At 49.1% G+C, this 24,064-nt stretch carries 19 protein-coding genes and 1 pseudogene; 10 read left to right on the forward strand and 10 right to left on the reverse strand.

The window, feature by feature from the left end:
- Positions 1-196: 196 nt before the first annotated feature.
- The 4 genes from J4G07_12970 to J4G07_12985 all read right to left on the reverse strand — a co-directional run bounded on the left by J4G07_12970 (position 197) and on the right by J4G07_12985 (position 4,232).
- Positions 197-817, reverse strand: coding sequence for an NIPSNAP family protein (locus J4G07_12970; GenBank protein ID MCE2414906.1), 621 nt, complete (start codon positions 815-817; stop codon positions 197-199).
- 181 nt (positions 818-998) lie between these two features.
- Positions 999-1,136 carry a hypothetical protein gene (locus J4G07_12975; protein MCE2414907.1) on the reverse strand — a complete coding sequence of 46 codons (138 nt, stop codon included), beginning with the start codon at positions 1,134-1,136 and terminating at the stop codon, positions 999-1,001.
- Between the two features lie 39 nt (positions 1,137-1,175).
- Positions 1,176-2,420, reverse strand: a complete 1,245-nt coding sequence (icd, locus tag J4G07_12980; GenBank protein MCE2414908.1) for an isocitrate dehydrogenase (NADP(+)) — start codon at positions 2,418-2,420, stop codon at positions 1,176-1,178.
- Positions 2,421-2,681: 261 nt separating this feature from the next.
- The gene (locus J4G07_12985; GenBank protein ID MCE2414909.1) at positions 2,682-4,232 is read right to left on the reverse strand and encodes a hypothetical protein; all 1,551 of its coding nucleotides are present in this window, start codon (positions 4,230-4,232) and stop codon (positions 2,682-2,684) included.
- A gap of 543 nt (positions 4,233-4,775) precedes the next feature.
- Between J4G07_12985 and J4G07_12990 the strand changes: the two genes are divergently transcribed.
- From J4G07_12990 to ligA, 3 genes are all read left to right on the forward strand, one after another.
- On the forward strand, positions 4,776-5,048 hold the full coding sequence (locus J4G07_12990) for a BMC domain-containing protein (GenBank protein MCE2414910.1): 273 nt from the start codon (positions 4,776-4,778) through the stop codon (positions 5,046-5,048).
- 169 nt (positions 5,049-5,217) lie between these two features.
- Positions 5,218-6,651, forward strand: a complete 1,434-nt coding sequence (locus J4G07_12995) for an aldehyde dehydrogenase (GenBank protein MCE2414911.1) — start codon at positions 5,218-5,220, stop codon at positions 6,649-6,651.
- Positions 6,652-6,772: 121 nt separating this feature from the next.
- Positions 6,773-8,776, forward strand: coding sequence for an NAD-dependent DNA ligase LigA (gene ligA / locus J4G07_13000; GenBank protein MCE2414912.1), 2,004 nt, complete (start codon positions 6,773-6,775; stop codon positions 8,774-8,776).
- Positions 8,777-8,880: 104 nt separating this feature from the next.
- Here the strand turns inward: ligA and J4G07_13005 are convergent, their stop codons facing one another.
- On the reverse strand, positions 8,881-9,558 hold the full coding sequence (locus tag J4G07_13005; protein MCE2414913.1) for an endonuclease III domain-containing protein: 678 nt from the start codon (positions 9,556-9,558) through the stop codon (positions 8,881-8,883).
- Positions 9,559-9,677: 119 nt separating this feature from the next.
- On the opposite strand from J4G07_13005, the gene J4G07_13010 reads away from it, so the two are divergent.
- The 3 genes from J4G07_13010 (at position 9,678) to J4G07_13020 (ending at position 12,721) form a co-directional block, all read left to right on the forward strand.
- Positions 9,678-10,556 (forward strand): sugar phosphate isomerase/epimerase, encoded by an 879-nt coding sequence (locus tag J4G07_13010; GenBank protein ID MCE2414914.1) that lies wholly within the window; start codon positions 9,678-9,680, stop codon positions 10,554-10,556.
- 263 nt (positions 10,557-10,819) lie between these two features.
- Positions 10,820-11,881, forward strand: a complete 1,062-nt coding sequence (locus tag J4G07_13015; protein ID MCE2414915.1) for a DUF1611 domain-containing protein — start codon at positions 10,820-10,822, stop codon at positions 11,879-11,881.
- Between the two features lie 39 nt (positions 11,882-11,920).
- A complete protein-coding gene (locus tag J4G07_13020; GenBank protein ID MCE2414916.1) occupies positions 11,921-12,721 on the forward strand; it encodes a phytanoyl-CoA dioxygenase family protein in 801 nt (266 codons plus the stop codon).
- A gap of 193 nt (positions 12,722-12,914) precedes the next feature.
- On the opposite strand, the gene J4G07_13025 is transcribed toward J4G07_13020, so the two are convergent.
- The 3 genes from J4G07_13025 to J4G07_13035 form a co-directional block, all read right to left on the reverse strand.
- Positions 12,915-13,949, reverse strand: coding sequence for a BMP family ABC transporter substrate-binding protein (locus J4G07_13025; protein MCE2414917.1), 1,035 nt, complete (start codon positions 13,947-13,949; stop codon positions 12,915-12,917).
- A 260-nt stretch (positions 13,950-14,209) separates the two neighbouring features.
- Complete coding sequence (locus tag J4G07_13030; GenBank protein MCE2414918.1) at positions 14,210-14,425, reverse strand: DUF4926 domain-containing protein; 216 nt, start codon at positions 14,423-14,425, stop codon at positions 14,210-14,212.
- A gap of 11 nt (positions 14,426-14,436) precedes the next feature.
- Positions 14,437-14,775 carry a hypothetical protein gene (locus tag J4G07_13035; protein MCE2414919.1) on the reverse strand — a complete coding sequence of 113 codons (339 nt, stop codon included), beginning with the start codon at positions 14,773-14,775 and terminating at the stop codon, positions 14,437-14,439.
- 270 nt (positions 14,776-15,045) lie between these two features.
- Here J4G07_13035 and J4G07_13040 point away from each other — a divergent pair, with 270 nt between their 5' ends.
- The 4 genes from J4G07_13040 to J4G07_13055 all read left to right on the forward strand — a co-directional run bounded on the left by J4G07_13040 (position 15,046) and on the right by J4G07_13055 (position 19,361).
- Positions 15,046-18,153, forward strand: a complete 3,108-nt coding sequence (locus J4G07_13040; GenBank protein MCE2414920.1) for a UvrD-helicase domain-containing protein — start codon at positions 15,046-15,048, stop codon at positions 18,151-18,153.
- Between the two features lie 263 nt (positions 18,154-18,416).
- Positions 18,417-18,848, forward strand: a complete 432-nt coding sequence (locus J4G07_13045; GenBank protein MCE2414921.1) for a DUF1670 domain-containing protein — start codon at positions 18,417-18,419, stop codon at positions 18,846-18,848.
- A complete protein-coding gene (locus J4G07_13050) occupies positions 18,818-19,204 on the forward strand; it encodes a DUF1670 domain-containing protein (protein ID MCE2414922.1) in 387 nt (128 codons plus the stop codon). The genes J4G07_13045 and J4G07_13050 overlap by 31 nt, the downstream gene beginning before the upstream one ends.
- A gap of 19 nt (positions 19,205-19,223) precedes the next feature.
- On the forward strand, positions 19,224-19,361 hold the full coding sequence (locus J4G07_13055) for a hypothetical protein (GenBank protein MCE2414923.1): 138 nt from the start codon (positions 19,224-19,226) through the stop codon (positions 19,359-19,361).
- A gap of 2 nt (positions 19,362-19,363) precedes the next feature.
- Here J4G07_13055 and J4G07_13060 read toward each other — a convergent pair.
- A pseudogene (locus J4G07_13060) lies at positions 19,364-23,493 on the reverse strand (T9SS type A sorting domain-containing protein).
- A gap of 82 nt (positions 23,494-23,575) precedes the next feature.
- A complete protein-coding gene (locus J4G07_13065) occupies positions 23,576-23,758 on the reverse strand; it encodes a hypothetical protein (protein MCE2414924.1) in 183 nt (60 codons plus the stop codon).
- Positions 23,759-24,064: the final 306 nt, after the last annotated feature.

Raw genomic sequence — 24,064 nt, forward strand, 5'->3', positions numbered from 1 at the left:
AATCAACTTGTGTCCTGTCTCATAAAGCACCGTCGCGGTGAGTTGCACCGAGACGATAAACGCCTGTGGAGTCCGTGTCAGACCTCGGTGAGAGGCAGTGGACGTTGAAGCAGGAAGTCAGGCACACATTGAAAGAACACTGTAGCGTTTTATAGGTTCTTGAGGTTTTGTTAAGTCCTACACAACGGTTATTAGGCTACTGCATCGGTGAGAATGGGGCTGGCAGGAGAAGTTTGCTCTCCTGTGTGATGGGTCTGACGGAGCCTTTGGGGGGCCAGACGCCTTTTTCTCGTGTCTCCGCTCGGATGCGTTGGCGTTCTTCAAAACTCCTATATGCCCATAGATGGATGAAATTGTTGATCCCACCGTATTCTGAGTACCAACAGCCTGCCAACGATGAGTATTTCACACGCTCAGGAATAGCAGCACCCCAGGCTTCTAAAACCTGCGGCATGCCCTCTGCAGGATAGGAGTACAAACGCATCTCATATATGGGTCCGAGGTCTCTTTCACCCAAGGGTTCCATAAAGGGAGCTGGCAGAAAAATCTCGGATACCATTGATATGATGAGATCGCTCGTATCGGGGGGCCATACCGGGTTCGGTCCGGCTTCTGCAGCACGACGAATCTCTGCCCGCTGTTCAAGGCTCTCGTAGGGCCAAACGGCGACCATCTGGTTCAAGGGTCCCACTTCGGTATACCAGTGTCCACCGAGTTTCGATAGTTTCTGGCGGCCGGGTAATTTTTCGCCGAAGCGTTCCCAGTATTCGTTAAGTTGACCGAGTTTCAAATTATAGGTTCTTATCTCGTAGATCACGCTCTCCTCCTACGTTATTTATAGTAATGAGACACGCTAAAGAGGCACGAAGGGTTGTTCGCTGCACAACTGTCTACATATTTTTCGACTTTACTCTAAATGTAGACTATACCACTTCTACACATATACTATCGAGTAGAGCTAAAATCACGGATTAAGGCAATGAGAATGAAAATTGCCTCTATCTCTCGCCTTGCTGACGAATTGTGACTAACTCTTCCAGAATGCGTCTGTGAAGACGATGTAATTCAAGACCTATTCCGATGCCGATCGCAGCCAACACACTCGCCGTGAGAATAAGCTTCGTTTTTAAGGACATGTGACGTTCCTTTACTATGTGCGGTTGAAAGCTCTGCTGTTAGAAGTTCTCGACAATCGATGCGCCGAACTCGGAGGTACGGACTTTCGTCGCGCCTTCCATGAGACGCTCCAGATCGTAGGTCACTTTTTTCTGGAGGATGGTTTTCTCAAGTCCCGAAATAATTAGGTCAGCGGCTTCTTGCCAGCCAAGATGCTCCAGCATCATCACAGCGGAAAGGATCAGTGACCCCGGATTGACGACATCCTGATCGGTATATTTTGGTGCTGTGCCGTGCGTCGCCTCAAAAAGCGCGACTTCATCGCTGAGGTTGCCACCGGGTGCCATACCGATACCCCCGACTTGTGCTGCCGCGGCATCCGAGAGATAGTCCCCGTTCAAATTCGGAGTGACAATCACATCGTATTCATCGGTTCGCGTCAAAATCTGCTGTAACATACTGTCAGCAATCCGGTCATTGACGATAATTTTACCTTCTGGACACTCACCACCGTAATCGTCATAGAGTTCATCCTCTGTAATCGTCTGCTCAGAGAATTCCTCTTTGGCGAGTTCATATCCCCACGCACAGAACGCCCCTTCGGTAAACTTCATGATGTTGCCTTTGTGAACAAAGGTGACACTACGCCTACCGTGGTCAATTGCGTACTGGATTGCCATCCGTGCTAAGCGTTTCGTGCCGAAAATGCTGATCGGTTTCACACCGATACCGGAATCTTCGCGAATGTCTACACCCATTTCGGTGCGGAGCAGTTCGATAACCTTTTTCACCTCTGGTGTGCCTTGTTCCCACTCAATACCGGCATAAACATCCTCGGTGTTTTCACGGAAGATAACGACATTCATTTTTTCGGGATGTGTTACAGGGGCAGGGACGCCTTGGAAGTAGCGGACGGGACGGACACATGCATAGAGTTCCAGGACCTGACGGAGCGTCACATTTAGACTGCGGAATCCACCACCGACAGGTGTTGTGAGGGGTCCCTTCAGGGCAACACGGAAGTACTCAATTGCGTCGAAGGTATCCTGTGGGAGCCATTCGTTGTATTTCGCCATGGCGTTTTCGCCAGCGTAGACATCAAACCAAACGATCTCGTTTTCACCGTTGTAAGCTGTTTGAACAGCGGCATCAACAACACGGCGCGTAACCTTCATGATGTCTCGTCCGATGCCATCGCCTTCAATGACAGGGATAATCGGCTTATTCGGGACGACGAGCTGTCCATTGTCGATCCCGATTCTTTCACCTTCCGTTGGGACTGTCAACTGCTCAAATTCAATCACGGGAGTTCCTCTCTAATTTTTAATTTTACCTTGCGGAGGAAGGACGTGCATTTCAACGATCAGGTGCGTCCCTCATATCCGCCCTCCGCTACGCTTACGGGCTAAGTTCTTAACTACGGTCTCTTAATTTTGCCCTTTAACCAACAAAACCGATTTTTAATTTTACCTTGCGGAGGAAGGACGTGCATTTCAACGACCAAGGGTGTCCTTCATATCTGCCCTCCGTTACGCTTACGGACTGAGATCTTAACACGGATACTCCTAAAAGGCAATCGCGCTTGCCATCCGGTTGTGTAATGCGACGACTTCGTTTGCGATGGTCATATCGTCAGTCGGTCCGGGAATGACATCTGGGTGCGGTGGAATAACGGGCCGGATAATCCTGAGTTGGAGTTGTTCGCGGGCATCCATCATCCAACCAAAACCACGGAAGATGTAGGTTAGCAGCGTTCGGTCACTCTCATAGATGTCCAATCCTTCTTGGACTGCCCATCCACCGAAATCTGTATTCGGCGTTAAACGGAGGGGCGGTTCGTCCTCACGTCCGGGACGGACAAAGCCTTCGATGAAAGCGAGTTGATAAATGCGCTGCGTAATACCCAACCGTTTTTTCTGTCGATCATTGAGTTGAATGTCTCCATTGTCAACGGCTTCTAAGAAAGGATTGAAATAGATGGCAGGTCTGGGATCTTGCTGGATTTCATCGGAGCGGCCCGCGGCAGCGATTTCGGGATGTCCAAAGGTCGGTAGAGCGGACAGCATGCGTTGACGGATTGCGTCTTCGCGGGTTTCAGTATCAAGTGGTTCAATTTGATTAATGAACGCTGTCATGTCGTGAATTGCACCGAAGTGCCGGTCGCCATCTAACGTCATCTGCGATGCGACAAAAAAGTCGGAGACTGCGCCGGTGTGCAAAGTGGCAAGATACCGTGCGACGACGTTGGAACCTGCGGAACCGTGGTGTGCCTGTATGATACCCATCCGTTCTAAGATATTGGCTTCGACGGTGCTGGCTTCTCGCCCTAAAAGGAGACTGTAGCAGGTTTGGAAAGCAGTTTTTTCACGCTTCTGGTGATCGGTGATGAGGTCGGATGCGCGCATTGCGAGGACTTGCGGATGTAGTGCGTTGTTCTCGCGGAGCTGATGGCGCATATAGACAGAAACCGTCCCGACTGCGACATTCTCCATGTGTGTCCCGATCAGTTCAAGCAGGAGCGCGCCGGGGTGCCGTGTGCTGTTAATGCCCTTCTGATTCGGATGACTGAGTTTACGGAGTGTTGAGAAATGTTGAATGGCAGCTTCGGGACCTGCCTCTGGGAAGGCTTTAACAAATTCTGCGACCTGATTGATGAGTCGTTGTTTACCGGTCAGGCTTTCTCTGCGAGTCGTGATAAAGTTATAAAATTTCTTATCTATTAATTCTGACAGTAGTGCCTCTTCGTCAAGCCCAGTTGCATCCGTTTCAGGTTTTCTACCGAAGAGCCCAGCGAAGATGACCCCTGTGGGACTGATCTGCCGTGCGACGATCTCACTTTCAGACACAATACCACGAATAGCAAAGCTGCGAATGTTCAATGTTATCGGGGTGCCAGCACAATCGACTGCAACTTTGTGCAACGCCGGATTCGCGAAAACGGTTGTCGATTGTGGCATTGAGCTGAAACTGGTAAGCACGGCTGCTATCTTATCTTCCCCCAACTCTGCCGCTCTGTTTAAGGAATCCGTTACTGGCGCATACGTTGAGGCTTCTGGCACACCAGACAGGATTTTTCGGACCGCGGCTACCTGCTTCGCCCCCAAAATCTTGTTCAAAATGAGTTCTCCTTCGTTGACTATTTAGTAGAAATTTTCGTTTTACAAGTTTTTCCGAATTTTAATTCGTCCGAATCCACGCAAACACCCTTCACGGAACAGGACAATGAGTGCTTCAGATTCCGTATAGAAAAGTTCTGATCGAGTCTCGTCAATACTTTAAATATATTTTAGCAGATTTCCGATTAAAAGTCAAATAAAAGTCAAGATAAAATTGAAAAGCACACGGGATTAAACCGACACGTCTATTCCGATTCCATCAAAAATTTCACTTGCAGAAATGCGAATTTTGTAGTATCATTATTAAGGAGTATATTTGATTAAGGGGACGCTGCGTGTACCGAGATTAGCGTAAACCTACAAACAGACATCGGTGTGCGCCGCAGGATGCCTCGCATTCTATTTTTTATAGGCAGGACTTATACTAATTGAGCCGGGACACCTATCTTCGGACAGCACAGATGCTTACCACTACGGCTCCGGTGCGGTTACAAACCGCACCAGTAAAATGGGTAAGTCCTAACAGATAAGGAGCTTAACTACATGAGCAATGAAGCATTAGGAATGGTTGAAACACGCGGACTCGTCGGTGCGGTCGAAGCTGCTGACACCATTGGAAAAGAACAAGTAGGTGGCGGTTTCGTCACTGTTTTGGTCCGCGGAGACGTCGGTGCGGTGCAAGCCGCGACAGATGCTGGGGCAGAAGCGGCGAAAGCAGTCGGCGAATTAGTGTCGGTGCACGTCATCCCTCGCCCACATTCAGATGTGGAAGGCATTCTCGGCGGGGATTCCCCTGCCAAGAGTAGCAGCAAATAAATCGGAGACCTTGTAGGGTAAGGGATGGCTTTCGGACCTCAACCCTACACCGCCTTAGCAGAGAACACGTTGCCCTGCTATAGGGTCTATATCTCTCACCTGGATCCGTTAGGGGTCTGAGTGCGTGTTCCCGTGGCGCGTTTTGCGCAACGAGGTATTGGAGGGCTGAATGGCACAAATTGACGAAAAACAGATTGAAGAGATTGTCTCCCAAGTATTAAGGACACTCCAACAAGACGGACCAGTCGCGCGACAACCTGTTACTACACCTGTGGGAGTGAGTTCTTCCTCGCGAGCAGGCGTTTTTGGGACAGCGGCAGAGGCTATCGCAGCTGCAAAAACAGCACAAGCGGCACTGGTAAAACTTGGGTTTGCAAAAAGACGCGAGATCATTGAAGTGATCAAATCGGTATCACTCGCCAACGCGAAACGTCTCGCAGACTTGGCAGTACAAGACACAAATATGGGGAATGCAGCACATAAGGTGATGAAGAATGAGGGAGCCGTGACACTCTCACCGGGAGTGGAGGATCTGATCTCCGAGGCGGTATCGGGTGATGCGGGAACGCTTCTCATTGAATATGTCCCTTTTGGCGTTATCAACTCTATTACCCCCACCACAAATCCAACATCAACGGTGATTAACCACGCGATTATAATGCTGTCAGCAGGGAACGCTGTTGTGTTTAGCCCGCACCCAAACGCACGCGACTGTACCGAAGAAACGCTGCACGTTATCAACGAAGCGATCGTCAAGGCAGGGGGTCCCGCCAACCTATTGACTTCGGTTGCGAACGCCAGTCTGCGAACAGCGAAAGAGATCATGGAGCATCCTGAGATCGCTATGCTCGTTGCGACGGGTGGTGCGTCCGTTGTCCGGACTGCGCTCTCAAGCGGTAAAAAGACGATCGCTGCTGGACCTGGCAATCCGCCTGCGATTATCGACGAAACCGCGGATATTCAGCAGGCAGCGAAACACGTCATTGCGGGCACGAGTTTTGACAACAATCTGCTCTGTATCGGCGAAAAAGCACTTTTCGTTATCGATTCCGTAGCAAACGACACGGTTCGGGAGTTAACGCGGAACGGTGGACACCTACTTGGTGCAAGCCAACTTCAGGCATTAGAGGCGGTTGTCACGGAAAAAGAGGAATCCAACAAGGAATACATCGGTAAAGATGCGCTGACCATTTTAAACGCCGCGGGTATCACAGCCCCTGCGGAGACAGTCGCGATCGTTGTCGAAGTTTCAGCGGATCATGGGTTCGTTATGAACGAATACCTGATGCCGATTCTGCCCGTCGTCCGTTGTCGCGATTTCGACGAGGCATTAGCAGGTGCAGTCAGAGCAGAAGGTAGACGTGGGCACACAGGAGTCCTCCACACAAATAACACCAAACGGATCACTCAGTTCACAAAGGCAATAGACTGTAGTGTTACAGTCATTAACGCACCCTCTTACGCGTCCTGCGGATTAGAAGGCGAAGGCTACCTCGCGATGACCATCGCGGGACCGACAGGTGAAGGGTTTACGCGTCCGCGTACCTTTACACGTCAGAGACGATTAACGATCGCAGGCGATTTATCAGCACATACACAGTGACGCAAATAGATGTATTTGCGACCGGTCCAGGTTGTTAAAAATTTTCAGAGATTCTTTCTAAAACTGGATGCGGAAATACGCCATCACGATGATAGTGATCGCGTTACTTCCGAAAGGTGTTATGCGAACAGAGATCGACGAGCTGAGAGCGTTAATACGTCATCACGAGCGCAAATACTATATCGAAAACCTGCCAGAAATTCCTGATGCGGATTTCGACGCGCTCATGAAGAAGCTTGAGGACCTCGAAGCAGCGACTGATGCCCCTATCCCGCCAGATTCGCCGACGCGACGGGTTGGTGGCGGTGCTGTATTAGGTGCCCGTCTACAACACCGTACCCCCATGCTGAGCCTGAATAACTGTTATGACGCGAACGAGCTGCGTGAATTCGCTGAACGCGTCCAACGATTGTTAGAAGGCGCGCCTGTCGAATACGTCACAGAACTCAAAATCGATGGATTAGGGGTTTCGCTCATCTACGAAAACGGTGTATTCACGCAGGGACTCACACGCGGCGACGGTGAGTACGGCGAAGAGGTAACCGACAACTTACGAACCATCCGTTCTGTTCCACTGCGGCTCGTTGAAACAGAAATAGCCGTGCCACCGGTGTTAGAAGTCCGCGGTGAAGTTTTCCTTCCGAAAGATTGTCTCGACGCCATTAACATCCAACGGGAAGCAGAAGGCGAATTGCCGTTTGCGAACCCCCGGAACGCCGCCGCTGGTTCACTGCGACTTTTAGACGCTTCCATTACGGCATCTCGCCCATTAGATATTTTCGTGTATACCCTCAACTACGCCGAGGGAACCGAATTCACAACCCATACAGAATCCCTCAAAAACATGAAAGTGTGGGGACTCAAATGCAATCCACACACCGCCTCCCATAAATCAATTGAAGAAGTCCAAAACTCCTACGAACGTTGGGTAGAAGAACGCCATGAACTCCTGTACGAGACCGATGGGATCGTCGTAAAGGTTAACAATTTCTCCCAACAGCACGAACTTGGGACGACCTCCAAATACCCGCGTTGGGCAGTTGCTTACAAGTTCAACGCGCAGCAAGCCATCACAACCGTAGAAAAAATAGATGTACAGGTTGGACGCACGGGTGCCCTAACCCCGGTTGCGATTTTGAAACCCGTAACCCTCGCTGGCGCGACAATTACAAACGCTACCTTACACAACGCGCAAGAAATCCAAACCAAAGACATCCGTATCGGCGATCGGATTGTGCTCGAGCGCGCCGGAGATGTTATTCCTAAAGTTGTTGAGGTGCTAACAGCCGACCGCACTGGCGATGAAATTATCTTTAAATTCCCGGAGCGTTGCCCGGCATGCGGTACTCCGGTCCAGCAGACAGAGAAGGAAGTTGCGATCCGATGCGTGAATGTGGGGTGTGTTGCACAACTGAAGCGCCGAATTGCGCATTACGCCTCGCGGAACGCACTCCAAATCGAGGGTCTTGGTCCCGCGACAATCGACCAACTGGTGGATAAAGAACTGGTTCGCGATGTCGCCGATCTTTACGCTCTGGAGGTGGAGAAATTAAGCACACTGGATCGGATGGGTGTCCCGTCCGCCCGCAACCTTGTCCACCAAATTGAAAAAAGTAAGACAGCACCGGCAGAAAAGTTGCTTTTCGGACTCGGTATTTTTCATGTCGGCGAGACTGTCGCGGAACTGCTGATCGAACGGTTTCTATCCTTAGATGCACTCGGTGCAGCAACACAGGAAGAGATTGAATCAGTGAATGGCATCGGTCCGCAGATAGCAGAAAGCGTCTTCAACTTCTTCGGACACAATCAGCCGTTGCTTGACAAACTACGAGGGGCAGGTTTGCACTGTTTCACAGTAGCGGCAGCATCTAACCTCAGCGAAGCGAGCATCGCGGTAGATAGTTTCTTTAGCGGAAAAACGTTCGTTGTCACGGGGAGTCTTGAGGGGATGACGCGTGGGGAAGCCTCGAACGAAATTAAGAATCGGGGTGGCAGAGTTACATCAAGCGTAACGAGCAAGACGGATTACCTCATCGCCGGGGAAGGTGCTGGCAGCAAATACACCAAAGCCGTAGAATTAGAGATCCCGATTCTGACAGAAACGGATTTTTTTGAAAAACTTTAGCAACCCACCGAGAATTTTAAGAGGGTAGCCACAAGGACTGCCCCTACAATTGAATATACTTTAACTATCCGCCCGGCGTTATAGTGGGTGCACGCCTCATATTCTTATCCAGACGATTCATAATAGGCACATGATGCCTGCAAACGACACTCTTGGCAGTTCGGTGTCTTCTTGTGGCAGACTCTTGCACCGTGTCCAACAATCAGCGCATGGTATTCGTTGAATAAGTCAACATCATGCGGAAGGTTATCCATAAACAGTGCCCGGAGTTTGTCATAGTTGTAATTTCCTGTAACCCATCCCAACCGCGAGAAGAGCCTATAGGTATAGGAATCAACCACAAAACTCGGTTTTCCAGCAGCGTAGAGGATAACCGTATCCGCTGTTTCAGGACCGACACCGTAGATGGAGAGCAATTCTTCACGCAATTCAGGGACATCTTGTGTAAACATCACGTGCATGGGACGTTCTGCGATATGGTCGACAAATGCTCGCACCTTTTGCGCCTTCATACGAAAATAGCGCGAGGGCCGGATGAGCCGTTCTAATGCGGGTTGACTGATGGATGCTATCTCCTCAGGCGTAAAAGCACCAGCCTCTTTGAGATTATCCATCGCTTTTTCGACGTTGCGCCATGAAGTTGCTTGTGTTAGAATAGCACCGAGTGCCACTTCAAACGGTGTATCTGCGGGCCACCATTTACGGTTTCCGTGTTGCGCGAGCAGTTGATTATAGAGTGTAAACAGTTTTTCAGTAATATTTCCTTCACATAGAATTTGCATACGCAGTAAGTCCTCAATGTTTTGAATGTATAGTGGGCAGCGGGGTTACAAACCCCGCCAGCGAGAAAAGGTGTAGAATTTGCCTACGCAGAAAATCCCTTCACCAAAAAGGAAAAATCATGGATTTAAGTTTCAGTACGAGCGCGGGGAACGGCGGTTGGAGCCTTGCCGAATGTGCAGCGTGGGCAAAAACCAACGGATTTGACGCAATCCGTCCGAACGCCACTGGTGTTGTTGAACCGAATGTCATTATACAATACGGTGGCGAAACGGTCAAGGAAATTTTGGATGCCAACGGCATTTATCTCGCTGCTTTAACAGCCCATTGTAACCTTCTTGACGATGATCGAGAAACACGGGAGCACGCGCGCGACGCCCTGATGCAAGCAATCGAGGCGACACACATCCTCGGTGCTCCCGTGGTAGTGACCTACGCTGGCAGTCCTGTGAGTTGGCATTTCTATGGTCAGTTCTCTTCAGAACCGGGCAATCCAGGCGACAGATCTGTTGAACTTGTTGGGCGATTTAAAGAGATGTGGACGCCTGTCGTCCGCTTCGCCGAAGAGAAAGGCGTGCAGCTTGCGCTTGATTGTGCCGTCCGTATGGGCAACATCGCCTGCAATCCAGAGATGTGGGAACGGATTCTCGACGCTATTCCGTCAGATTCGCTGGGGTTGTCTTGTGATCCGTCGCATTGGCTCTGGATGGGTATCCTACCGGCTGAGGACGCAATCCGTATGTTCAATGGCAAGTGGTATTACGCCGATGTGAAAGACTGTGAAGTCAGTCCTCAGATGAAGTTCCGACAAGGTATCATCGGAAACTGGTGGTGGCAATATCGTGTACCGGGACGCGGGCAATTGAATTGGGGAACGATTACGGGTGCGCTGCAGGAATCCGGCTACGACTATGTTCTCTGCGTTGAGAACGAAGATCGTGGTGCTCCTGGATTAGACGGTTTCGCACTCGGTGGTAGGTATCTCCGGCAGTTCCTTTAGGAATTATCCGTAAGAATCGCGAGTGGAACTCGCTCCTACAGGAATAGCCGTCAGCGGTCAGAAGAATAGCAATTAGCAATTAGCAGTCAGCGGTCAGAAGAATAGCGGTCAACAGTCAGTGGTCGGCAATCAGCGGTCAGCAAGAGTCGGGAATTGGAGTTCCCTCCTACAGGAGCAATTTATCCGCCTATCACCTTGCAATTGATTTCGATTTGTGCTAATCTACAAGTGCATCCTATCCTGCCTGAAACGACGGACAGAAAATGCTAAAACAATTACAACCGAAATCACACAGAATCGTGATTCTTGCTGAGGGTTCGTTCGGCATCCTCGAATCGAAAACCGCTACGGTCTTAGTCCGTTATCTCCCTGAGAACGTCGTTGCAGTTATCGACAGTGAGAACGCGGGACGAGATACCAGCGAGATTATCGAGATTGGGGAAGGTATCCCTGTTGTCCGGGATCTCGCCGAGGCGATGCAATTTGCACCGACACTGCTGGCTATCGGCATTGCGCCCCCGGGGGGCGAGTTGCCGCACGCTTGGCGCGCGGTCCTCCATGAAGCGATACACAATCGACTCCATATAATGAGTGGTTTGCATCAATTCCTGTGTGAGGATGGGGAACTCTCGGAACTCGCAGCGGCACACGATGTCCTGTTATGGGATGCCCGAAAACCGCCTGCAGATCTACCCGTTGCGACGTGCAAAGCCGATGCTGTCGATGCCACAGTCATCCTAACTGTGGGCTCAGATTGCCGAGTCGGTAAAATGCTATCTGGCATAGAGGTTACGCGTTCGGCACGTGCGCGCGGTTTGGATGCCGAATTCTGTCCAACCGGTCAAAATGGGATTATGGTATGGGGTTGGGGTATTGCGATCGATGCCGTTGTCTCTGATTTTACCGCTGGTGCCGCGGAGCAGATCGTGCTTGAAGGCGCGAAAGACCACTCACTCCTTATCGTTGAAGGACAGGGGTCACTTGTTCATCCCGGGTATTCCGGCGTGACGTTAAGCCTACTCCACGGGAGTCTACCAGATGCGATGATATTCTGCCATCAGCCCTCGCGAGATAAGGTTGCCCGGTATACAGTGCCGTTGCCATCCGTCCCTGAAATGATAGCGCAATATGAAGCGATGGCGGCACCGATAAAGCCTGCCAAAGTGATCGGATTGGCGTTGAATTGCTTCGATCTGTCTGATACTGAAGCACGTGATGCGGTTCGTCAAGCGGAGGCAGAGACAGGATTACCTGCAACGGATGTCGTGCGGTTCGGTGCGGATAAATTGGTTGACGCTGTTCAGGCATTCCATACAGAAAAATAAAAACACTAACACCGTAAAACTAAAGGAGAGGCAAAACCTATGACTGACGAAGAAAAATTTCGATTCGATTTGAGCGGATTCCTCGTCCGTCCCGCGATCCTTGAACGCGACGAAGTGGAAGCGATTGTTGAACAGATTGAACGGATACATCACGAGCCAGAGTCTTTACCGCCAGAGCACCGCGCCGTGCCAGGTGGTCCGGCGAATGTCCTCATCGACCATCCGAAGGTGCTTGATGTCTTGCATGAAATCATCGGACCTGATGTTCGGTTAGAAAACTGCTCCTCTGTCTGGCGTGAAAAAGGGCAGGAACACGGGGGGCTTCACGGTGGCGGACCGCAACAAGGCGACCCGATCTTCGGGTATCGGTTCAATAACGGACGGATCCATGCAGGAATGGTGCGCGTCGTCTTTGAACTCACAGATGTCACCAAAAAGGACGGTGCCACGCATTTCATCGCGGGGAGTCATAAGTCTAACTTCCCGATGCATTCCGATCACATGTCGTTAGAAGAGGGAAAACGGAGTCCGTTCCTGATGTCGTATGAATGCCCGGCAGGCAGTGCGATCTTCTTTACAGAAAATCTGTGTCATGCGGGTCCTGTTTGGCAACGGGAAGCACCACGTGTGGCAGTTCTAAATGCCTACGCGCATCTCGCAACCCACTGGCATCGGTTGAAGACTCCGCCCGAAGTACTCTCCGCCTTACCGCGCGAAAAGCAGGCATACTTCCGTGAACCGTGGGTTGCCGACTTCCGCACGAGTCCAGCAACGATCAACACGATCGATCGGTTTTTGAACAACGACGAACCACCCGTCAATACCGATACCAAGCCGTGACATAGAATGGCAATGGCGAGGTGTGGAACCTCGCCATCGATCACAGTTACGCGGTTTGGGCGGCGTTTAATCCGCCTGTTGCTAACCTTTTAAGAATTAAAAATCCAAAGAGGCGAGGATACAATCTTCGCCAGCGGCGGGGACGGTTGTTTCGCTAAGGAACTGTCTACATATTTTTCGACTTTACTATAAATCACGGCACCACCGGCACAGTAATCTCACCAGCGATGATGCCTGCTTTCAGTGCGTCGACTTTTTCGAGGAGTCCCTCAGAAAGCAGATCCTCATTGCCTTCACCCAGCAGATAACCGACATTGTCCTCAGCGAGACCGAGAGAGCGAACACCCGCCATTAAATCACCAGCGGCGAATTCCTTGATAACATTATATACGGAGTCATCGATTCCGACGCGCAGCCCTGATAGGACGACACCAGGCGCGACATCAGTAATATCAATGTAGTTCCATATTACATACCTGCCCTCTGCGAGTTTCGCGGCTTCAACAGCACCAAACCCTGACTGATCTGCCATCGTGTAGATTACATCAACACCAAGCCCATATTGGGTTGTAGCGATTATTTCTCCGACCTCAGGTTGGTAGAACCCTTGCTCGTTATCAGCGACATACCCCTTGATAATTTCTGCGTCTGGATTCACGGCTTTGACCCCAGCGACGTAGCCGGCTTCAAATTCGTGTATTAATGGAACATCCGCTCCACCGAGGTAGCCAACCTTCCCAGTTTCCGTTTTTAACCCAGCGATCGCTCCAAGGAGAAACGTGCCTTCGTTCACTCTGTGCGTGAAAGAGACTACATTTGGAAGATCTACTGCGGCATCAAAAATGACGAATATAACCTCTGGAAACTCCGGTGCCACGCGTGAGATCGGATCTGCCATCTGGTAACCCGATGTAATGACTAAGTCTGATGTCTGAGCGGCTTCTTGAAGACGCGTGCCCCACGTCTCGGCGTTGCTTTCCATTTCGGTTATGTCAACACCGAGTCCCATTTTTGCTTTCTGGGCACCGTTAAAAAGCACATCACAGTAAGAAGAATCACCGAGACAATTTCCCGGATACACCACACTCACCCGAATCGACGCAGAATCTATCATCTCCGGTTGATCGGGTGGCCGCATATCCTGAATCTTCTCACAGCCACAGGTAAAAATTAATAAGATTACGATCCCTAAAAAGGTTGCGTTCTTCAATACATTCAAATAATTCATTCTATTCCTTTCAAAGCAGAAGACCCACAGTGTGTGTCATTATATTTCAAAGTTAGGACCCGCACAATTCGTCAGGAAACCGTTCCTGATAGGCGTGCTCAGTGCGTAAGTCCTGCCCAAATATTAGCACACCTTTGACCGTTACACTTAAAATATTAACGGCACGCGCTACGTGCCGTTACATATACAGGATGGATGGAAAATGAACAGAGAAAGGATATATTTCTTGACAGACATATTCTGCTATTTAAACACAGGCGTTAAGCAGATCTTCTCTCGTTAAGAAGCTGATGCCGGAGTAGCATGAGCTGCGATGCCTTTAATGTCTCTAAGGCGTACGTTCTACCTTGCAAATCGCTAAATTCAACTTCAAACACGCCGGACTCGTACTCCTCAACGATTGTACCGACTTGTCCTCGGTATAAATTGAGTGAAGGCATATTTTCTATTAACGCAACAGTATCGAGTAATTTCATTACGTTCTCCTTTACTCAAGAACATAGCAAGTCACCAATCGCGGAAAATTTTCATCATCCCGAACGATCCATGCGCTTCTGACCACTGCTGTTTGTCCTGAATGACTCATTTCAAAGTCAATAGCATATTTCTGGCCGTAAACATTACGTTTTGTAGGAATAGCCATATTCACATGCGCTGCATTTAATAGAGCAGTTTTCAAGACTTCAACGTCCTCTATTCCTAAATCTAAAGCGGATTTAAAAACTCTCGCTTTGTGTCGACCATCTCGATGTTCTGGGTTTAGGCAATAACTTGCCAGTTTATCAATGTCTATGATAGTTTGCTCAGGATGAGGAAGTTTCTGCATAGATTTTTTGACGCTAAATGAAGAGACTCCTGTTTGAAGTCTTTATAATAAAAAAGCAAAATGTGCTCGGGATTTCCGGCATCAAACGCAAAAAATGAAAAATTAAATAGCTTTCTCTGTGTCCAAAACACCTTGATTTTTCGCGCTGAATAAGGTATAATAATCATACGAATTCATAGCGGAGAACCGCTATATTTTGACATAAATATTATATCACATCGACTCTGAAAAATACACAAATTTCGGACAGAATGGACGGAGGGAACCCCGATGAACATTCTTCATGAACTCAATGAAAAACAGAGAGAAGCCGTAACACACAAAGATGGTCCGCTCCTCGTTATTGCCGGTCCCGGGACAGGGAAAACAAGAGTCATTACACACCGCATTGCTTATCTGATTCGCGAACACGGCATTAAGGCGGAGAACATCCTTGCGATCACCTTTACTAACAAAGCCGCACAAGAGATGCAGGAACGCGTCAACACCGAAATTGGCGAACCGCACGGTTCCAATATTAAAGTCAGTACCTTCCACGCATTTTGCGTTAAAGTGCTCCGAAAACATGCCCTGCGGATCGGATTAAGCGAAAACTTCACTATCTTCGATCAGGAACTCCAAGATGAGATTCTCACAGAAAGCGTCCGTGCGTTGAACCTCAACACCGATGATTATCCGCCATGGTTGCTGCGCAACATCATCAGTGATGCGAAAAGTAAATCAGAGAATCCGGTTGACGCAGTGGATGCCTCGAACACTCATGATCCGGAGACCACCGAAAATATCCGAAACGTCCTGCGAAACTATCAGGACAGACTCGCGGCATACGATGCTCTCGATTTCGACGATCTCCTTGTGAAAACTGTCGAGTTGTTTGAACAGGTGGAAGATGTTCAACAAGACTATCACAAAGCAATCGCTCATATCCTCGTTGACGAATTCCACGATGTGAACAGTGTGCAGTATCATCTACTCCAACTGCTCAGTGCACCGCCCGAACACAACCTTATGATAGTCGCTGACGAAGATCAGGCGATCTATAGTTGGCGGGGCTCGAATCCAGCGTATATTGACGACTTCAGAACTGCTTACAATCCGACAGAACTTGCTTTGGATGACCACTATCGGTGTAGCGAGAAGATTTTGCGGGCGGCGGAGGAAGTCATCTCCAGAAACACGGAACGACAGAGACAGCACACCCTCAGAACCCACAAAGACGCGGGACGCGACATCTTTCACTATACCTTTGACACACCTATAGCGGAAGCGCACGGCATTATTAACGTCATCCAGAATTTAGTAACGAAACGCAACTATTCCTATCGCGATATTGCCATTTTCTACCGGACACACAGACTCGCGGACGTTCTGGAAGAGCAGTTGCTACGAGAACATATCCAATTCCAGCGAATTCAACCGACAAACTCCTTCGCGGAAGGGAATAGTAAGGGTATTCTGGCATATCTCCGCTTCATTCAGTGGCAGCTCCCGCAAGATTTGGAAGCAGCAATTAATTTTCCTGAAACTTGCATCGACGACTTAACATGGGTGCGCCTGAAATGGCTCGCACAACGCGAAGATATTGCTTTTGTGGAACTCTTGAAAAATATCGAACGGTATCCACAGGATGTCGGTCCCTTAACACGCCGAAACGTTCGTCAATTCTGGACACAACTTGAGAGGTTATCAACCGAAATTGAAGACGAGCGGGTCGACAAAATTATCCCGAAACTCTTCGATACCTTGGAACAAACTCGGAGTCCGTATCGTGCTGAAGAACTGGAAATCATCGAAAAACACCCTGAGATGCCGAATCTGGTAACTGCACAAGATGTCCTCTACAGCGCGCTGAATCTTGGTGAACCGGTACAGATTACCGCCAGCCACGGGATTGACGAGTACTGTGCGGCACACATCATCTACCAGACGCTTGAAACCTACCTCAATCACACGCCACAACTCCGATTGTTACCACCTGAAGGAAACAGACCGAAATCGAACGAAAACGGGGTCCATCTGCTGATCGGCAATTTCGAGGAAATCGGAGAAAGTGCGCGGGATGCGAGGACACTCCTCATCGGCACAGCGGATATAGCACATACGGACGTGCTTCATTTGGATGGAGAAGGGATTCATAGCATCACGGCACTTAAACTCTGCCAACGTCTTGTGAATCGTTTTGAAACCCCAAACATGGCGGATATGGTCGTTTATGATTTGGAAACGACTGGGCTCAATCCGAAAACGGCAGAAATCGTTGAGATCGCGGCGCACCGTCTCAGCGCAATCGGAGATGAAGTCGAGCGGTATTATCGCTTAGTCAGACCGCCGGGGGGACACATTCCGCAGTCAGCGACGCGCATCCACAGAATTGATACAGAGACCGTCAAGAGTTCACCGGGCATTGAAATGGTGTTGCCTGAATTCCTCGGGTTCATCCAGAATAGAATTCTGATTGGACACAATGTAGCGGAATATGACAATCCCATTCTGGCACGAGACCTGAGAAGGTATTTGAAAACGGATTTATCGGCACCGCATTACGATACACTCGCCACAGCGCGTAGGCTTTTCCCACGACAACGCTGTAGCATGGGTGCGCTTGCCGAAAAATTTGAGATTGAACACGGACGTTTACATAGTGCCTTAGAGGACACCAGAGTCAATCGAGAGATATTTAAAGAACTCATCAGAATCGATGCTCACAAACGTGAGGCGAAATCGCTCCGTGAATTGCTACCCTTTGTTGGGCTCGGCATCCTTGCGAAAACTGAAGGGGTCGCTCCTCCAGAGGAGGCTTTAACGGAGACCGATACGTTCTTAAATGTCGCGAAACGCTTCGTGCAGACACACACCATCGTATCGCTGGAGAACCTACCGCTTGATCCCACAGAAGCGGCACAAGCGAGAGACCATATAGAAACGTTACAGGATGCCACCGTCCGCGAGTTCCCAGAAGACGCTGACTGGCGACAACGCCGAATTCAGTTCATGAACGCGGTCCTCCACTTCGAGTTGATTAGCGATGAGCATGGACTTATCAACTTCCTGGATTATCAGAAACTCCTCACCAATATCGACGAACTCGACGACAAAACTGAGCAGCTGACGTTAATGACCTTGCATGCGGCGAAAGGGACAGAATTTCCGGTCGTTATCATTATCGGTATGGAGGAGGGGAGTTTTCCGATGTGGCGGCAGAACATTACGGAAGCAGAACTTGAAGAGGAGCGTCGCCTTTTCTATGTGGGTATGACACGAGCGCAAGAGCAGCTTTACCTGAGTTCGGTCGTGTATCGTTTCGGGGATCGGGATCGGGCATCGTCGATGTTCGTTCGAGAGGTACCATCTAACTATGTCGTTAAATGGAGCCAATAGCGGGTGCACGGATTTTCAACATGCGGGGTTTGGATTGTTGGGTTTCGCTATGTTTATCTTCAAAAACGGTCATTGAAACCCGGACTTCTCTGTATAATTAACAGATTCTCGGTTTTTTACCGCTCTACCCAACCTACGTCTACTTTTTCATTATTCCTATTTATAGTTTGTATCAAATGACCCCATGAGTTACACTAAGAGTATGAGTTAATCTAACAGGTAGATGTATTAGCATCACCGACATTCTCCTCATGGAGGTCGATATGAATCGTAAGAAGGATACCGCCTACGGTATCAAACGCATCGAATCCAAGAACGCCAGATCAGCGATTATTCAGAAGATCGCAGCAGACTTTAATCTTATGCCTCTCATGGCAGAAGCCTACTATAAACAGATTTCGAGCTACTTCGCAGAACATGCGGACGTGAAACTGACTTCAGGGCAGATCTGTTATGAGGCCGTCGGTGCCGAAGAACCCGCAGGCACACACATCGTCTTAGCGAGAAAAGTTTCCTGTCGGTTGATGCTCAATGATGTCGAAACCGACTTCGAAGTCTTAGCGAACTACGGTCTGGCAGGTCTCAGGCGCCACCGCATCCTCCGATTGACGAAAGAAGCTTATGACCAAGACGCCTTGCTGAACTATGAGGATTTAGCCGTCTTATTAACCAGCTCGCCTTCGACGATGAGCTGAACGTCTGTGACGCTGTCGTCAGCGATTACGTCAATGAGTGGCAAAGAGCGAGTGGAGAAATCTTACCCACTCGGGGCAATATCCATGACTTATCGGGGGCGATTACCCACAAGAAAGAGATCATAACGCTCTATCTTCAAGGGTATCTCACCCCGACTATTGCTGCGAAAACCAAGCACTCCAAGGAGGCGGTTGACAGATACATCCGAGATGATGAGTCCGTGAAAGTCGTTCGTGCGGAACCACTGCCGATATTGACAACATCTCACAGATTACACGACTTTCAAAACGCGTTATCACGCAATATCTCGACCTCATTCCAGAACATCAACTCCAAACCCTTGATGCGAACTTAGCAAAACAGGAGCAGTTGACTTGAAAAATAGCGTTGACACCCCTATCCGTATTTGCTATACTTCAGACAAATGTGCCTTCAAGCACATCATCCCACTCATCAGCGATCGCTGGGAAGCTAATAGACATCAGCATCCCAGCGATCATGAGGTCATTTGATACTATTTCTGAATCAGCAGTTTTCGCGTTGCCGTGAAATCGCCTGCGGTAAGTGTATAGAAATAGACTCCACTTGCGACAGACTCACCCAAACTATTTCTGCCATCCCAATACGCGGCACGGCTACGGCTCTGATAGATCCCAGCAGGTGTATGCCCCAACGCCAATGTCCTCACCAATACCCCATTCACAGAATAGATACGTAGGGTAACCTCCGCAGGTTCGGAGAGCTGATACGGTATCCATGTCTCTGGATTGAATGGATTCGGATAGTTGGGAAGCAACGCTGTCTCTTCTGGAATCAGCAACGCTAAGAGGCTTTGAAGGTTAGCAATCCCCTCTCGGAAGGCTACAGAGCCATCATCTTCAATTTGTGCACGCTCTATCCATGCTTGTATCATCGCAGGATCCAATCCCTCTATGCCGTCCATAGCAAAAATTGAAGGGGCAGCACCGGGAGTTGACTCACCAAGATGTTGTGCTACCAAGATGAGGTCCAGGATGCTGATGGTGCCATCACCGTTTACGTCAACTGTGGAGTGGGACGGCACCTTTTTTCCTAACTGTTGGGCAATCAGGATCATATCCAAGATACTCACCTGTCCGTCGCGATTTACATCACCAGTGGCGAGTTGTCCCTCTACAACGAAGGTAACTTCATGGGGACCCGCGGAAATTAAATTGCCTGTGCTGGCACCGAACTGAACATTCTGTAACTTCAGTTGCGTCTCACTGCCTGCTTTTGCTGAGAACTGTATTGAGAGCAGCATGCCAGTGCCGGTGACCCCGCCTCCACTGAGCAGTGCTGAACTGAGTTTGGCAATTTTGCCTGTAGCGTTATCAATTGTGCCTTTCTGGAAGAAGGTGGATCCGCCTTTCGTCTTTAGGAAGTCGCCTTCGGTTACCTCAACGGCTTTAAGGACAGCAGGATCAAACGCAATATCAAATTGCCACCCCGCTAAATCGATGACATTTCTTGCACTGAGGTTGAGGGTAAATGTATCGCCAGCATGGATTTTGGGATTAGAGAAAGTATATCCGACACGGGGATTGTATACCTGATATTCGGTGCCAGGTTCAAATCCGAAAAAGAGAGACCATAGATCATAATGTGCCCTCAATTCGTCAATTCTTACCAACAATACATTTTTACCTTTTTGTAGCGTAATCGGAAAAAATGTGCGGTAACCAACATTGTGTGCGCCAAAGGCATAGTCTGTATAGTCTTCATGCACTAATTCGCCATTAAGATAGACTTTCTGCCCATTGCTGGCACCTATAAATATTTTCGTCTGCTGTCTTTTCGGGGAATACAACGTCATCGAACTGTAGACAACAAACAACTGCCCGTAAATATTGGGTTCAATAGTGCCTTGAGAGTCTAATAATCTTCTAAGGTTCGTATTATTACGTGTGAAGTTATTAGGATCATAAGGCTCAAGCATCCCACCTGACCATGTGCTGTTCCCTATGAGAGTGCTTTCCGAGGCACCGAATGCAGCAACTTGTTGTTCTGTAGACTTATTGTTGGATATTTTTGCTAAATAATCTGTCAGATGCCCATCTTTGTCTACTTTTATGGGCAAGGTCAGCCATAGCCAAGGCCCCTCAATATTTGGACCGCCTTGCGGAAAACCCGGGTTGCCAAACCAAGTGAATACTTCTACATTCTGGCGTATGCGATCCAGGGGTGAGAGATCGGAGATGTTATTCTCGTGAAGTTGTAAATTTTTTAAGTTACGCAGAGATGCAAGGGGCGAGACATCTACGATTCGGTTTTCATTGAGTATCAACGTTTGCAAATTAACCAATCCTGATAACGCAGAAATATCTGAAATCTCCGTATCAGACAGCGCAAGATGCTCCAAGTCCGTTAATCCCGACAAGGGTGAGAGATCGGATATGTGATCGGTGTGCGTAAGACCCAGCCATTTAAGTTTTTTTAGTCCTTTTAAGGGGGAGAGATCGGTTGCTTTGACATCATATAAGCGGAGTCTCGTTAGGTTCGTCAATCCTGCCAAGGGGGAGAGATCGGTAATATCAGGATGTACGGTGTCTAACTTTTGCAGATTTTTCAGTCCTGCTAAGGCGGCGAGACTTGTTATACGAGTTTCCGAAGCATTTATTACTTCAAGATCGCGCAATCCTGATAGAGGTGAAAGGTCGGCTACTTCAGTGTCCCGCAATTGTATTTCACGCAATTTTGTCAATGAGGCAAGTGCTGAGAGATCGGATAAAGGATTGTAACCGATAACTAATACTGTTAAATTCTTTGCAAACGCAAGCCCTGTCAAATCGCTAATGTTCTTGTTCTCCGCCCTCAACCTCTCCAATGTCGCCATCTCTTCTGCCGTAATCGGGGCATTGGGAGATTTGCCAAGAGCCTCTGCAATTGCAGTGCGAAGATTTACGTCAGGCAAGTGAACGGATTCGCTAGGAATGCGTTCCTCCCGAGAGACAACTGGCTTAACACCACTGCTGTCAGAGGAACTCAGCGCGACAACTATTTCACCGAAATTTGATGTCCACACATCCCGTTTCACACCCCCACTGCCACCTGTCAGCACTGCCAAGCCTAAATTTTTTAGACTGGCATTTTCGCGAACCTTTTCGAGGAAATCTATTGTCTCTAACCCTACCGAGGCAGCAAGCAGAGTGTGCCACATCAAGCGGTCTTTGAAATGCCTCGTGGAATCGCTGGACGGGTTCAATACCGCCGAATACATCCCCTGCTGCTTCAAGTGCCTGACGGTAACGATTGGTATCTTCATCTATAAAGGCATCCATCTTCACTTTCTCTACATACAACCTCAATGCCCGATCTTTATCATAGGGCGGATTTGGGTTCTGTTCAACGACACCCCGCACCTGATCTTCAAAATCTTTCATCCCCTCGGTATGGCACCCAATACAGGAGAGTCCGTTACGGACGGTCGGATCGCTCGCAGCAAGGTTTCGAACAATTTTTATCGGTGCCGCATTCAGTCTGTTTCCTCCCGCATCCACCAAAAGGTATGCCTGTAACCCGTTCGGAAGGTTGAAGATAATCTCGCTACCATCGTGGATGAACGAGAGCGGATGTGTGAGGACATCCTGCGTCCCGATGTTCCCGGCAAAGTCGTAACTCTTCCAATACGCTCCATACCGAGAGGTGTGTCGCTCAACAACGCGGTTGTTATTAGAGACACCGGAATTATTGAAACCCGCACGCCAGACGCGCCTACCTGCTGCGTTCCGAATATTTTCGACTACATTCACCTCAAGCCGTGTTTCTAACTCTCGATCTGTTTGCGGAAGATTCAAGATGTCGTGGTAGAGGGGTGGTAAGGCCGCTGTTGCGATGAACCAATCCACATGGATAAACGGAACTTCGCAATCCATTTCCTGACGCAACTTCCCCAACTTTTCACGCAGTGCTGTCTGTGTTGGCGTGTTGAATTCAACCTGATACGGATATTCCGTTTCGATGAGTGTCCACCGATTGGTTCCAATCTCCCATTCGTAGTCTCGGAGATCGATATAGAAAATTGTTTCCGCTGGGTCAATAGGCTGCGGTTTAATGATCTCGCGTCCCCAAGAGAGACTGTTCACGAGTTTCGAGAGTGCCCGTTGATAGGCGTGGCGTGCTTCCGCACTCTCACCGGCATTATAGAGATGCGTCATCGTGAAATAGCGTGCGAAGGCGCGATCGAAGGGTGACAGTACGTTGACGTGCTTTTCAATCGTCTCAAGCATTTCTTTGGGTGTGATGAAACCGGTATCGCGTTCTGGTGTCTGCCAATCCGGTGCGCCTGCTTGAATCCAGTTGCCAATCGTTAGAATCGCGGCGGCGGGGAGTCGGGGTTGACCCAGCGGCATCCGTTTCGCGGGATCGTTTGTGAGGAGTCGCGTATAGAGTTCGGACGCAATAGGTTTCCCCGGAACAACTGCTTCAGTTTCAATGAGTGCCGTATGATCAATGATAATTTCTTCAATAAAGGCACCGTGTTCACCGTGGCAAGTTGAGACAATTTTGCTCAAAGATGGCGTATGCCTCTTGTGCGAGGTTCTCTTGGGCATCAATACTTTGATAAATACCTATACTAAATATCAGCAGACAACCGATTGCGATAAAGTGTCTCCAGTCGGTCATAGGCACTCCTCCGCTCCGATTCTGTCGTTTGATTTGACGCATTTACACAATCCCAGCAGCCATTATCACAGCATAGACGGGTCTAAGACTCAGGTTTTTCCTGCTTCTTTTTGCGATAAGGTGAGAAATCTGCGTATTTCATCCCTTGTTTTATTCGTTGCTCCCGACGTTTCACCATAAAATCCATAAGAGCATCTACGTTCCCGAACAGAGCCGCAAGCCGTTCTTTCGCCCGCCGACACTCTTTCAAAATTTCGTCACTCATGAGAGTTCCTCCAAAATTGCCTTTGGCGATTGAATACGGGGGGGCATAACCCGCATCGCGACAAATCTGTTCAATTTTCGGCCTTGTACGCGGATTTGCAAGGTGGGCAAAGTTCCATGTTACCAAATAAGGAATAGCATGGATTGCCGCAACCGCTACGTGAATAGCATCAGGAAGTGCTATTTCTGGAATCGCGTTTCCAGCAACAAGTTTCCGAGCTAGTAGTTTGTCACATCTAAACTGACAGGTGGGCTCGTCCGATTTTGTCGGGTTTCACTCCGTTCTACCTGCAGGAAATACCCAATC

It is taken from the genome of Candidatus Poribacteria bacterium (genome assembly GCA_021295715.1).
Classification (GTDB): Bacteria; Poribacteria; WGA-4E; order WGA-4E; family WGA-3G; genus WGA-3G.